The organism is Streptomyces sp. LaPpAH-108 (assembly GCF_000373625.1).
Lineage (GTDB): Bacteria > Actinomycetota > Actinomycetes > Streptomycetales > Streptomycetaceae > Streptomyces.
Genome location: NZ_KB891993.1, coordinates 445,688 through 459,040 on the forward strand (window position 1 = coordinate 445,688; position 13,353 = coordinate 459,040).

A 13,353-nucleotide genomic window follows, 5' to 3' on the forward strand; every position below is an offset into this window, starting at 1 on the left:
TGTGGTCCGTTATGTGTGGCGACACCATGTGGTCCGTCCATGTGTGGCGACACTATGGTCCGCCATGGGCGCCCCACCGTGCGGTCCACACATGTGCCGCGGCGCCATGTGCTCCGCGCCCCGAGCGCAAGGCCGACGGCTCACCTCCACCCGGAATCGCGACCTTCCCGCGCAACTCGTCCACAAACCGGCCATCAGCCGTTACGGTGTGGCCCAGCCTCGGCGGTGCGGCCGGTCCCGGTGCGCGTGGCGAGGCTGCGGCCACAGGTCGGGGGACCGGGTGCGAGGGGCGACGGGTGGGGTCGACGGGGATGACGCGCGCGACGGAGACGGACGCGGAGCGTGCGGGGCGGAACGTTTCGGACGGGGCGGGCATGATCCTGCTCGGTCTGTGCGCGCTCTGGGCGCTGATCACGGCGGCGATGCATGACGGGCGTCCCGAGGGGGTGCTGCTCGCGGTGCTCGCGGCGGCGGCCGGGTGCGCCACGGGACGGGTATCCGGGGCGCTGCTCCCGGTGGCGGCGCCGTGCGCGGGGGCGGCCACCGGGCTGGTCCTGGCGGTGACGACGCCCGCGCTGCTGCCCGGACCGCCGTACGCCGACCCGCTCGGGCACACCGGTGCCACCGCTGCCGTGCTGGCGCTGGCCACCGGCGCGGCGTGCTGTGCCGCCTGGGCGACGCCCGTACCCGCGCTGAGGTCGGCGCTGTGGCTGCCGGCCGCGCTGATCGCGCTGTCCGGCGCTGTCGTGGGGTCGCCGGTGGGCTGCGTCGCGAGTGGCGCGGTGCTGCTCTGCTCGCTCGCCGCGGGCTCGATGCCGCACCGGGGTGTCGGTGTGGCCGGTCTGGCCCTGGCGGCGGCCGGTACGGCGGGCGGGGTGTGGGCGGTGGCGGCGGGCGCGCTGCCCGGTCCTCTCGCGGAGGCGGCCACCGACCGGCTCGGTCCGTACCGCGTCCACCTGTGGCAGGACGCCCTGGGACTGGCCGGGCGGGCACCGCTGGCCGGGGTCGGCCCCGGGCACTACGGCCGGCCGGGCACCGTCGCCCCGGGTCTTCCCGCCGAGGCCGGACCGCACTCGGCTCCGTTGCAGCTGCTGGCCGAGCAGGGGCTCGTGGGGGTGCTGCTGCTCGCGGGTGTCTTCTGCTGGGTGCTGCACGCCCTGTGGCGGGCTCCGCGTCCGACCCCGGTCGTGCTGACGGCGGGTGCGGCCCTGACGGTCCTGGCCGTCCTCGCCTCACTGGGCAACGCGCTGAGCTTCACCACCGTGACGGCGGGCGCGGGCCTGCTGGCCGGATGGGCCACGGCCCGGCCCTGGGCGGACGAGGAGCGCACGGCCCGCGAGGAAGCGGTGGCCGGGGAACGGACGAGGATCTGAGCGGGGGGGGCGTCACGGATGGCGGCCACATGTGGGGCGCCACATGGAGGCGCCCCACACAGGCACCCCCCTCAGCCTCAGCGCGCCGACCCCGCCGACCCCGCCGCCCCCGCCCGCAACCGGGACCGGATGACCCGCACCGCCGACTCCGCGTTGTCCACGGTGACGGTGAACGTATGGCCGTCCCACAGGCTCAGCTCGATGCCCTCGCCCCGGCGCACCACGACGGCCGTGCCGCGCTCCGGGCGCCAGCGGTAGCCCCAGCCGCCCCAGTGGCGCGGGGTGACATGGGGGATGAAGTCGGCGCCGACGACGTCGGACAGCGGGATGCGGCGACGGGGTACGCCCACATGGCCGCAGCGCACTTCCAGGCAGTCCTGGTCGAGGATGAGGTCCACATGGACGAAGGCGAGCGTGCCGTAGAGGACGAGCAGGCCCGCGGCGATGCAGCCGACGACGGACATGACGAGCGGGACGATGCCGGACGTCCAGGCGGACTGGACGGCCAGCGCGATACCGAGCGCCAGGCAGGCAGCGCCGACCAGCGCCAGCAGCCATTGCACGCGGTTGGTGGCGCGACCGGTCCAGACGTCGGGGTGCGAGTCCTCGGCGTCGTGGTGCTCCCTCATGCCTATGAGGTTACTCAGGTTTCGCTGCGCCGGTACCCGGTCGCGCTCGGTCACTGCTCCGGGCGGCCCACCGAGGCCGTCGGCCGCACCCCGTCACCACGGCGACGCGGCGCGGTCACCACCGCGACGCCACGCGGCGGCGAGCCGTCGTCACCGCCGGTCGGCCAGCCGTTCCGCGGCCGGGAGCAGGCGTCCCTCCGCGTAGTGCAGGGCGGCGGCGGGCAGCTCACCCTCGCGGCCGCTGAGGATCACGGTCAGCGTGCCCACGGCCGGGGCGCCCGGCGCGGGCTGCTCGCCGATGCGGCGCAGCGCCTGGGCGGCGATGGCACCGGCGGAGGCGTGCAGGACGAGCGGGGCGGCGCCGGGGCGCTGGACGGCGGCGCGGATGCGTTCCGCGACCAGCTCGTAGTGGGTGCAGCCGAGCACGACGGTCGTCACATCGTCGGGGGTGAGTTCGGCGGCGGCGGCGACGGCGGCCTCGATGGCGCGCTCGTCGGCGTGCTCCACTGCCTCGGCCAGGCCCCAGCAGGGCACCTCGGTGACCTGGACCCCACGGGCGAATTCCGCTATGAGTCCGCGCTGATAGGGGCTGCCGGTGGTGGCGGGGGTCGCCCAGATGGCGACGGAGCCGCCCCCGGCGGCGGCCGGCTTGATCGCCGGGACGGTGCCGATCACCGGGATGCCGGGTTCGAGGCGGGCGCGGATCGCGGGCAGGGCGTGCACGGTGGCGGTGTTGCAGCCGATGATCAGGGCGTCGGGCCGGTGGGCGGCGGCGGCCTCGGCGACGGTGAGGGCGCGGCTCGTCAGGTCCTCGGGGGTGCGCGGCCCCCAGGGCATGCCGTCGGGGTCGAGCGAGAGGACGAGATCGGCGTCGGGCCGCAGGCGACGTACCGCGGCGGTGGCCGCGAGAAGGCCGATTCCGGAGTCCATGAGCGCGATCTTCACCCGGCCACCATAGTCGATGGCCCGCGCACGGGCCGTCCGGTGGGGCAGACTGCGGCCGTGAGCGCCATCGAGTGGACCGCCGTCGCCTCTCTCGTCGTCTGGTGCTGGCTGCTGCTGGGCCAGGGGTTCTTCTGGCGCACCGACGTACGGCTGCCGCCCCGCCGTGAGCCGGACGTGTGGCCGTCGGTGTGCGTGGTCGTACCGGCCCGGGACGAGGCGGAGGTGCTGCCCGCGAGCCTGCCCTCGCTGCTCGCGCAGGACTATCCGGGGCGGGCCGAGGTCTTCCTGGTGGACGACGGGAGCGCCGACGGCACCGGGGAGCTGGCGCGGGAGCTGTCCCGGCGGTGCGGCGGGCTGCCGTTGACGGTGACTTCTCCGGGTGAGCCGCCCTCGGGCTGGACGGGCAAGCTGTGGGCGGTGCGGCACGGCATCGCGCTGGCCCGCGCGCGTGAGCCGGAGTATCTGCTGCTGACGGACGCCGACATCGCGCACGCGCCGGACAGTCTGCGCGCGCTGGTGGCGGCGGCCGGGACGGGCGGCTTCGATATGGTGTCGCAGATGGCGCGGCTGCGGGTGGCGAGCCCGTGGGAGCGGCTCGTGGTCCCGGCGTTCGTCTATTTCTTCGCCCAGTTGTATCCGTTCCGGTGGATCGCCCGCCGGGGCGGTCGTACGGCGGCTGCGGCGGGCGGTTGTGTGCTGCTGCGCGCGGAGGCGGCCGAGCGGGCGCGGATTCCGGACGCCATCCGGCAGGCCGTGATCGACGACGTGGCGCTGGCGCGCGCGGTGCGCGGCTCGGGCGGCCACATCTGGCTGGGCCTGGCGGACCGGGTGGACAGTGTGCGCCCCTATCCACGGCTGGGTGATCTGTGGCGGATGGTCTCGCGCAGCGCCTACGCGCAACTGCGGCACAACCCGCTGCTGCTGCTCGGCACGGTGGCCGGGCTCGCCCTGGTGTATCTGGTGCCGCCCGGCACGGTGGTGGCCGGGGCCGTGCTGGGCGACACCGCGACGACGGCCGTGGGCGCGGCGGCGTGGGCGGTGATGGCGGCCACGTACGTGCCGATGCTGCGCTACTACCGGCAGCCGCTGTGGCTCGCTCCCCTGCTGCCGTTCACGGCGTTCCTCTATCTCCTGATGACGGTGGACTCGGCGGTGCAGCACTACCGGGGTCGGGGGGCCGCGTGGAAGGGGCGCACGTACGCGCGCCCCGACGCGGTGGCCGACGAGGGCTGACCGAAGGCGTCACTGCTGACCGAAGGGGTCACTTCCGGCCGGGAGTCCAGTTCATGCCCCACCCATAGGCCCGGTCGACGGTCCGCTGCGGGCTCATCCCCCGTTCCGGTACGAGGTAGCGGGCCTCGCGCCGGACGACGAGGTCGCCGCCCTGGTTGGTGAGCAGGGCGAGCGCGCACACGGTGGAGGGCACCGCGCATGCGTCGAGCGAGAAGTCGACGGGGGCGCCGTGCTGGGGGCGCAGGGTGACGGTGGCGTGCAGTCCGGCGAAGGAGGTGGCGCCCTCGTAGATGGTGACGAAGACCAGGATGCGGCGGAAGTCGGCGGCGTGGTCGAGGTTGACGGTGAGGTTCTCGCCGTCGGCCGAGGCGCCGGTGCGGTCGTCGCCGTCGAGGTGGATGTACGGCGGCCGGTCCAGGGCGCCGAAGGCGTTGCCGAGGGCCTGTACGACGCCCTTGCGGCCGTCGGCGAGTTCGTACAGGGCGCACAGGTCGAGGTCGAGGTTCCGTGCGGCGCCCTTGGTCCACCGGCCCGCGCGCATCAGCCAGTTGAGGTTGACCCGGAGGGCTCCGGTGGTGGCGCCCTGCTTGGCGAGCGAGACGGCGGGGGCGGCCTTCGTGAGGGTGATCCTGGCGGGGCGGGCGGCCGACTCGGGTGGCGTGCGCCGGGGTTCGGGGCCGGGCTGTGGCAACTCGGGCCCAGATTGCCGCAGTTCGGGCGTCCCGGGTTCGGGTCGCGGGGGCTCGCGGCGTGCGGTGACGCCGTACTCCTTGGCCAGTCCGTCGTGCCCGTCGGCGTAACCCTGGCCGACGGCGCGGAACTTCCAGCCGCCCTGGCGGCGGTACAGCTCGCCGAGCACGAGGGCCGTCTCCACGCTCGCGCCGGTGTGGTCGTACTGGGCGACGGCCCGGCCGTCCGCACCGGTGACCCGGACGCCGAGGCCGGGGATCTGTCCGAAGGTGCCGCCGTCCGCCGTCGTGGTGAGGACGATCCGCTCGACGGCGTCCTCCACGCGCGCGAGGTCGACGGTGAAGACCTCGGTGGCGTGGTCGCCGTCGTGGCGCCGCTCCTCGTGGCGGACGGCGCCGGAGGGGTGTGCGGGGTGGTCGCGGGTGACGTGGTCGGCGTCGGAGCGGATCTTGCCGGATGTGAGCAGCAGGGCGGCGACCTCCGTCGCGGGGGTGCCGGGGCCCGCGCGACGGCTCGTCTCGATGCGCAGCACCGTGGTGGGTACCGGCGTGTTCGAGCCCTTCGACATGATCATGTCCGCCCCCATCAGATCTCGCCGTTTCCGGGCCCCGCGACCGTACCGGGACCGCTTCCCCCGCCCCGCGCGCGGGCCTCCCGAACTCCCCTGCCCAGTGCGGGAGAACCGCACGCCGCTCCCCGGCCACCCGCCGGAAACTCGCCCTTTACACGATCCAAACGTCGAATGGCGTCCATTTTTGCCAAGTTCGCTCGGATTAGCGATCCAAGTTCGCCACCGACACGGAAAACAACCTTCTTATCGGTCTCCCCAACCAGCACATCGTGGGCTTAACTTATGTGCCATGACCTCCCCCCGCTCCACCTATGGCGGCGGCTACTACTCCGCCTCCTTCCCGGACACCCCGATCTACGACTCGCTCGTGGCCGAGCGGGGCACCCCGCAGATCGCCCCGATCCGAGTCCCGGCCGCCTACGACACGCCCGGCGGGAACCTCCCCGTCGGCAACATGCCGGGCGCCCACATGGGCGGCAGCAACCTTCCGGCGCTGCCCTCCGCACTGCCCGCCCTCCCGGCCGCCCCGTCGCAGCCGGCTCCCGCGGCCTACGGCTACCCGCAGCAGCAGCCCGCACCTCTGCAGCAGGCGCCCACCGCGTACATCCCGCAGCAGGCCGCCGCGCCGCGCGGCTACCCGGGGGCGCAGCCCCAGCAGCCGCGCCCCGCCGCGCCCGGCACGGGGTACGAGGCGATGCGCCCGGCCGCGCCGCGCCCGCCGCAGCAGCCGTACCAGGACCCGTACAACAACCAGCAGCAGTACCGGGGTTACTGATCGGACCACCCCGTGGTCGGTGCCGTCCGGCAAGGTGACGCTACGGGGAGCCGGCCGGAGATCGCTCCGGACGCCGACGGACGACGGGGGGAAAGGTCGTCACACAGCGCGTGTGCCCACGTCGGGACGGACGCCGCCACCGAGTCTGACTCGGTGGCGGCGTCCGTCTTTCCGTTCGGGTCGCGGGCGGGGAACCGGGAGCGGGGTCCGGTCGTTCGCAAAGATGAGAATCTCATGAGAGTCGCCCGCCGGACGTGGCACCGTGGGCGAGGGGGTGGGGCCGTGCGTGCGATCAGCGGTCTGTGGCGCTGGCGGAGCAGTCCGCTGAGCCGTCCGACCGACCGGGCCGAGGCCTGGGTGTGTCTCGTGGCGCTGCTGCTGATCTGTGGTGCCGCGCCCGCGATCGGCTGGCTGACGGGGGCTGCCGCCCAGGACTCGTTGCGCCGTTCGGTGGCCGAGCAGCGCCACACCCGGCAGCGCGTCCCCGCGACCGTGCTGCGCCGGATGGTCTACCACCCGCCGGAGACCGATCCCGACGCCGGTTCCGTGCACACGGTCCGCAGCCGGGTCCTGGCGGGCTGGACGGCGCCGGACGGCACGCGTCGGCACGGTGCGATCCTCACCGGCCTCAAGTCCCCGCACCGGGGCGACCGTTTCATGATCTGGACGGACCGGCAGGGGCACATGACGAGCCCTCCGCTGGATACGACCACGGCCAAGGCGCACGCCGTACTGGCCGGATTCGGGGCGGCGTTGCTCGCCGCCGCGCTGATCGAGACGGGCCGTCGGCTGGTGGTGTGGCGCATGGTCCGCCGCAGGTACGCGCGTTGGGACCAGGCATGGGAGCGCGCGGGCCCCGACTGGGGCAAGGCCGGGACGGGCAGCTGACCTGCTTCGCGGCTCTGGTCAACCCGGCGTCCGCGCACACGCTACGGTGGACCGGCCGACTCCCTTTCGGCATCGACCCGCGCGCGAGCGAGCCGAAGGCCGCGCCGGAGTCCGGAGCGCACCCGCGCGGGCCCTCGGGGCCGCGGGCGGTCGCCTTCCCGGCATCCGGCGGCGGAGCCCCAGAGGCGGACGAGCACAAGTACCACGAGGTGGGGGCACAGCAACGCCATGGCACAGGGCACGGTCCAGGTGACGCACACCGGTACGTCGCGGTGGCGGCGCCGCACGGGTGAGTACGCTTCGCTCGCCGCCGCCCTGGAGGCCGCCGCGGAGGGCGACGTCCTCACCATCGCCCCCGGCACCTACCGGGAGAATCTGGTCGTCGGCCGCCCGGTGACCCTGCGCGGTCCCGAGGGCGCGCCGGGCTCGGTGCGGATCGCGCCGGTGGACGGGGTGCCGCTGACGGTGCGGGCCTCGGCCGTGGTGCAGGGGCTGCACGTGGAGGGCCAGGACGGCGCGGCGCCCGCCCTGCTGGTGGAGGACGGCACGCCCGAGCTGACGGATCTGCGGATCGTGACGCGTTCGGCCGTCGGCATCGAGGTGCGCGGCGGGGCCCGCCCGACGGTGCGCCGCTGCACGGTCGACAACCCGGCCGGTATCGGCATCGCCGTGCTCGACGGGGGCGGCGGGGTGTTCGAGGAGTGCGAGGTCGTCGCGGCCGGGCAGGCCGGGGTGGCGGTCCGGGGCGGCGCGCGTCCGCGGCTGGAGCGCTGCCGGATCCACCACTCCGCGGGGTCGGGGCTGAGCGTGACCGGGGAGAACTCCGCTCTGGAGGCGGTCGGTTGCGAGGTGTACGAGGTCCGGGGCTCGGGGGTGCAGATCACCCGGCAGGCGACGGCCCAGCTGACCGACTGCGCCGTGCACCGCACCTCGGGCGACGGCGTCACGTTGGACACGGACGCCTCGCTGACGCTGGCCGACTGCCGCATCCACGACATCCCGGAGAACGCGGTCGACCTGCGCTCGCGCTCGATGCTCACGCTGACCCGGACCACGGTGCACCGCTTCGGGCGCAACGGCCTGTCGGTGTGGGACGCGGGCACCCGTGTGGACGCCAACCAGTGCGAGATCTCCGACAGCACCGGCGACTATCCGGCGGTGTGGGTGAGCGACGGCGCCACGGCGGTGCTCGACTCCTGCCGGGTGCACGACGTGCCGGACGCCCTGTTCGTCCTGGACCGGGGTTCGCGGGTGGACGTGGTGGACAGCGATCTCCACCAAGTGCGCAACACGGCCGTGTCCGTGAGCGACGGGGCGACCGCGCAGCTGGACGACTGCCGCATCCGCGACGCGGCGACCGGTGCCTGGTTCCGGGACCACGGCAGCGGGGGCACGCTCGCCAACTGTGTGCTGGAGGGCACCCAGACCGGTGTGATCGTCACCAAGGGCGCCGATCCGTCCCTCGAACGCTGTGTGGTGGAACGCCCTGCCGAGGCGGGTTTCTATGTGTCCGCCGGAGGTAGGGGCAGCTTCCTGAACTGCCGGGTGAGCGGCAGCGGTGGCTACGGCTTCCATGTGATCGACGGCTGTCGTACGACGCTGCGTGGCTGCCGCACGGAGCGGTGTGCGCGCGGAGGCTATGAGTTCGCGGACGCGGGCCCCGACTCCGGCTCGGGCACGGGTCCGGTGGTGGAGGACTGCACGAGCGACGAGTCCGGTGGCGGCCTGCGGCCCCCCGAGCCGCCGCGCGCGACGGCGGTGCAGACGGCGGCCCCGTCGACCGGCGGGCTGCTCGGCGCGATCCCGGGTCAGCGCGCCATGGATCCGGAGGCGCCCGTGGTACCGGAGGTGCCGGAGCCCGAGGTCCGCGCGTCCGAGGCGGTGCTCGGTGAACTCGACGCGCTGGTGGGCCTGGAGAGCGTCAAGCGCGAGGTGCGGGCGCTGACCGACATGATCGAGGTGGGCCGGCGCCGTCAGAGGGCAGGGCTGAAGGCGGCCTCGGTCAAGCGGCATCTGGTCTTCACCGGCTCCCCCGGCACCGGCAAGACGACGGTGGCCCGGCTCTACGGCGAGATCCTCGCCTCCCTCGGCGTGCTGGAGAAGGGGCATCTGGTCGAGGTGTCCCGGGTCGACCTGGTCGGTGAGCACATCGGCTCCACGGCGATCCGTACCCAGGAGGCGTTCGGACGGGCGCGCGGCGGGGTGCTGTTCATCGACGAGGCGTACGCCCTCTCCCCCGAGGACGCGGGGCGCGACTTCGGCAAGGAGGCCATCGACACGCTGGTCAAGCTGATGGAGGACCAGCGGGACGCGGTGGTGGTGATCGTCGCGGGCTACACGGCCGAGATGGAGCGCTTCCTTTCCGTCAACCCCGGTGTGGCGTCGCGGTTCTCGCGGACGATCACCTTCGGGGACTACGGCCCCGAGGAGCTGCTGCGGATCGTGGAGCAGCAGGCGGACGAGCACGAGTACCGGCTGGCGGAGTCCACTCCGGAGGCGCTGCTGAAGTACTTCACGGAGCTGCCGAAGGGCCCCGCCTTCGGCAACGGCCGTACCGCACGGCAGACCTTCGAGGCGATGGTGGAGCACCACGCGGGCCGGGTCGCCCAGCTTCCCGACCCGAGCACCGACGATCTGACGCTGCTGTACGCGGAGGATCTGCCCGAACTCCCCTGAGCCGTCAGCCCGTCGGCGCCTCGTCCTGCTGTGCCGAGGGGCGCTGTGCGGGCAGTCCGGGGTGGAGGCGGCCGAGCAGCCGGGTCCGCGCGCGGGCGAAGGCGGGGTCGTCCTGGTAGTCGGAGTGGCCGAGGATCGGGGCGGGCAGCGGGTGTTGGGGGGTGCGGCCGTAGGCGCGGGGGTCGGCGAGCGGTTCGTGGTCGACGTGGGGCTCGCCGGGGACGCGGAGCGGGCCGCCGATGGGGTCGGTGCGGCGGTAGAGGTTGGTCCAGGGGCCGGTGTCGCGGTGCAGGGCGGCCAGCGCGTCCGGGCCGAAGTGGGCGGGGAACCAGCGGCCGTAGAGGCGTTCCAGCGGTGAGCCGTAGGTCAGCAGGGCGACCCGTTCGCGGGTGGCGGGGGTGAGCTGCCAGGCCGCCGCGGCGACGAGGACGCTGCCCTGGGAGTGGCCGGAGAGGACCAGGCGCCCGCCGGTGCGCTCGGTCCAGGTGGCTGTGCGCCAGGTCAGGTCGGGTACGGCGCGCTCGGCGTAGCAGGGGGGCGCGAAGGGGTGGGCGGCGCGCGGCCAGAAGGTGCCCACGTCCCACAGGATGCCTATGGTGCGCCGGGCGGAGGCGTCCTTGTAGGCGCGGCGGCCCCAGGTGACGAAGAGCAGCAGACCGAGGCCGACCAGCCAGGACCCGAGGGCCTGCGCGGTCTCGGCGGCGATCCGGACCGGTTCGTCGGCGCTGTGCGCGGCGCGCGCGGGCGGCAGTCCGGTGGTCAGGGAGCCGGTCAGGGCTGCCGCGCCGAGCAGCAGGATGGTGACGGCGACGACGGCGAGGAGCAGGGGCGCGCGGTCGGTGAGGGTGGCCATGGCGCGGGTGCGGGCGATGGCGCGGGTGCGGGAGGTGTCCTCGGGTTCGCCGGGGTGCTGGTGGCGCACGCGCGCGCGTTCGGCGCGGGCCAGGCGCGCGACACGCGCCCCGAGCAGCGCGGTCGTGGCGAGCAGGACCAGGAGCAGCGGGGGGATCGCGGCTGCCTGCCAGGTCAGGGTGACGGGTGGTCCGGACAGCGAGGAGCGGGTGCCGTCCAGCCAGTCGGCGACGCGCTGGGCGACTCCGCCGGAGGCCACTCCGCCGAGGGCGCAGGCGAGCAGGGCGACGGCGGGGCCGCCGAGGCCGCGCATGGCGGCGCGGGGGTCGGGGTTGCGGCGGTACAGGTCGTACGCGACGACGGCGAGCGCCACGGCGAGGACGCCCTGGACCAGCATGAGCGCGCCGAAGACGGGGTCGCCGGGCAGCCGTCCGGCGGAGTGCCAGCCGGGGCGGGACCAGCCCGCGTACAGCGCGGCGAGGAGCAGCAGGGCGAGGGCGCCGAGCGGGAGGCCGCGCACGAGGAGGCGGTCGGTCCCGGGGTCGAGGCGTGTCTCGCTGCGTCCCCGGCGGCAGACGACCAGGGCGACGGTGAGCGCCCAGCCGAGCAGGGCCGCGCCGAGGATCAGGCCCAGGGTGTGGAGGAGGGCGGCATGGTGGTCGTGGCGGAGGGCGGGGAAGGTGAGGGCGGCGGCGATGGTGAGCAGTCCGGCGGCGGTGTGGGCGGCGCGGAGCCGGGCGCCGAGGCGGCGGCCGTACCAGAAGCCGGGGCTGGCCAGGGCACCGGCGTTCGGGTCGGCCTCGGGGGTGCGGGTTATCGGGCGGTGGGACTCGTACGCGCTCCAGGTGCGGTGGGAGAGGTACCAGAGCAGGGCGGTCAGCGCGGTGGGGACGAGGGCGGCGAGGGCGAGGCGGCGGCCGGGCACGCTCCACCAGCCGTGGCCCGCGGGCGAGAGGAAACGCAGCCAGGAGTGGCGGCCGGAGCAGGCGGTGACGCCCGCGCACTGCCAGGCGACCAGGTCGAGGGCGACCTCGCAGGCGGCGGCGACCAGCAGCACGGTGAGGGAGAGCGCGGCCAGGCGGACGAGGAGGCCGTAGAGGCGGATGGTGCGGGTGCGGCCGGGGGCGGCGGGGCGCATCCAGTGGGCGAGGTTGACGACCATGAAGGGCAGGAGCAGGAGCCACAGGGCGCGGCTGGCGTTGCCGGAGGTGAGGTTGCACCAGACGTACGCCTCCTGGACCGGTTCGCCGCGGGGGCTGGTGCCGGGCGGAGGGTCGGTGTCGGCTCCGGTGGGCCCGACGTCCCCGGCGCGGCGGAAGACGGCGGCCGTGTCGTCGCCGGTGACGCGGACCGTGCGGGGGTCGCCGAGCATTTTCTCCGGGGTGGTGCCGCCGACCCCGTGCACCAGGAGTTCCAGGTCGGCCGGGCGTGTCGCCGCGGGTGTCCCGGGGGGACGCGCCGGGTCCGGCGCGGTGGTGCGCTTCTGCGCGCCTGCCACTGTTCGCTCGCATTCGTGTGACGCGGTCGGGGTGACGCGACGGCGGCGGTTCCCGTGCCGTACGGGGTCCGGGGCCGTGCGGGAATCAGGTTCTCCGATTCGGGCACCGCGTACACCCGCCGTCACTTTTCGTTACCGAATCTTCCCGATTCGTGCGACGGCGGCCCGGGTGGGCGCGGCGCCTATGTGGTCGCACCCCAGGTGGGCGCGGTGACAGCCGGTGGCGCGGCCTATGGGGCGGCGTGACAAGATGAGACGCCCGCATAGCTGCTGCCGGATGGAACGTCCTGGTCGGACCAGGTGTGCCGGGCGTGTCGGACGAGTGTGGGGCGAAAGGACCGGAGCGTACGTGAGTGAGAATCAGAACCTCCTCGCGGAGCAGCGCCGCGCCCTGATCGTGGACGAGGTACGGCGCCGGGGCGGGGTCCGGGTCAACGAACTGACCCGCAAGCTCGGCGTGTCGGACATGACGGTGCGCCGCGATCTGGACGCGCTGGCCCGTCAGGGTGTGCTGGAGAAGGTGCACGGCGGTGCGGTCCCGGTGGTCGAGGCGAGCACGCACGAGCCGGGGTTCGAGGCCAAGTCGGGTCTGGAGCCGACCGCCAAGGAGGAGATAGCGCGGGCCGCGGCGCGACTGGTCGCGCCGGGTGCCGCGGTGGCGCTGTCCGGGGGTACGACCACGTACGCGCTCGCCCGGCAGCTGCTGGAGGTGCCGGATCTGACCGTGGTGACGAACTCGGTGCGCGTCGCGGACGTGTTCCACGCGGCCCAGCGGGTCTCGGGGCAGCGGCAGGGCGCGGCCACGGTGGTGCTGACCGGCGGGGTGCGCACGCCGTCCGACTCGCTGGTGGGTCCGGTGGCCGACCGGGCGATCTCCGCGCTCCACTTCGATCTGCTGTTCCTCGGTGTGCACGGCATATCGGCCGAGGCGGGCCTGTCCACGCCGAACCTGGCGGAGGCCGAGACGAACCGGCGCCTGGTGCGCTCGGCGCGGCGCGTGGTGGTGGTCGCGGACCACACCAAGTGGGGCACGGTGGGCCTGAGTTCGTTCGCGACGCTGGACGAGGTGGACACCCTCGTGACCGACGCGGGGCTGCCCGCCGAGGCCCGCGCGGAGGTCTCCGAGCGGCTGCGGCGCCTGGTGGTGGCGGGCGAACCGGACGAGGACGAGGACGAGGGCGCGCCGGACGACGCCGAGGAAGCCTGACAACGCCCCCCCGACA

Annotated in this window: 10 protein-coding genes; 6 read left to right on the forward strand and 4 right to left on the reverse strand. The window is 74.5% G+C overall.

The features are described from left to right. Positions 1-311 precede the first annotated feature (311 nt). Entirely contained in the window at positions 312-1,373 is a 1,062-nt protein-coding gene (locus tag B079_RS0113505; protein ID WP_018546343.1) for an O-antigen ligase family protein, read from the forward strand. Positions 1,374-1,450: 77 nt separating this feature from the next. On the opposite strand, the gene B079_RS0113510 is transcribed toward B079_RS0113505, so the two are convergent. Together B079_RS0113510 and B079_RS0113515 are read right to left on the reverse strand one after the other, a co-directional pair. After that, positions 1,451-2,002, reverse strand: coding sequence for a hypothetical protein (locus B079_RS0113510; protein ID WP_018546344.1), 552 nt, complete (start codon positions 2,000-2,002; stop codon positions 1,451-1,453). Positions 2,003-2,152: 150 nt separating this feature from the next. After that, a complete protein-coding gene (locus tag B079_RS0113515; RefSeq protein WP_018546345.1) occupies positions 2,153-2,947 on the reverse strand; it encodes a glutamate racemase in 795 nt (264 codons plus the stop codon). 57 nt (positions 2,948-3,004) lie between these two features. On the opposite strand from B079_RS0113515, the gene B079_RS0113520 reads away from it, so the two are divergent. Continuing rightward, complete coding sequence (locus tag B079_RS0113520) at positions 3,005-4,180, forward strand: glycosyltransferase (RefSeq protein ID WP_018546346.1); 1,176 nt, start codon at positions 3,005-3,007, stop codon at positions 4,178-4,180. Between the two features lie 28 nt (positions 4,181-4,208). Here the strand turns inward: B079_RS0113520 and B079_RS0113525 are convergent, their stop codons facing one another. Continuing rightward, complete coding sequence (locus tag B079_RS0113525) at positions 4,209-5,438, reverse strand: TerD family protein (protein WP_199779917.1); 1,230 nt, start codon at positions 5,436-5,438, stop codon at positions 4,209-4,211. A gap of 292 nt (positions 5,439-5,730) precedes the next feature. On the opposite strand from B079_RS0113525, the gene B079_RS0113530 reads away from it, so the two are divergent. The 3 genes from B079_RS0113530 (at position 5,731) to B079_RS0113540 (ending at position 9,780) form a co-directional block, all read left to right on the forward strand. Further along, complete coding sequence (locus B079_RS0113530; RefSeq protein ID WP_018546348.1) at positions 5,731-6,216, forward strand: DUF6643 family protein; 486 nt, start codon at positions 5,731-5,733, stop codon at positions 6,214-6,216. A 282-nt stretch (positions 6,217-6,498) separates the two neighbouring features. Then, the gene (locus tag B079_RS0113535) at positions 6,499-7,104 is read left to right on the forward strand and encodes a hypothetical protein (protein WP_018546349.1); all 606 of its coding nucleotides are present in this window, start codon (positions 6,499-6,501) and stop codon (positions 7,102-7,104) included. Positions 7,105-7,332: 228 nt separating this feature from the next. Further along, entirely contained in the window at positions 7,333-9,780 is a 2,448-nt protein-coding gene (locus tag B079_RS0113540; protein WP_018546350.1) for a right-handed parallel beta-helix repeat-containing protein, read from the forward strand. Positions 9,781-9,784: 4 nt separating this feature from the next. On the opposite strand, the gene B079_RS0113545 is transcribed toward B079_RS0113540, so the two are convergent. Further along, entirely contained in the window at positions 9,785-12,130 is a 2,346-nt protein-coding gene (locus B079_RS0113545; protein WP_018546351.1) for a hypothetical protein, read from the reverse strand. 349 nt (positions 12,131-12,479) lie between these two features. On the opposite strand from B079_RS0113545, the gene B079_RS0113550 reads away from it, so the two are divergent. Further along, the gene (locus B079_RS0113550; protein ID WP_018546352.1) at positions 12,480-13,337 is read left to right on the forward strand and encodes a DeoR/GlpR family DNA-binding transcription regulator; all 858 of its coding nucleotides are present in this window, start codon (positions 12,480-12,482) and stop codon (positions 13,335-13,337) included. Positions 13,338-13,353: the final 16 nt, after the last annotated feature.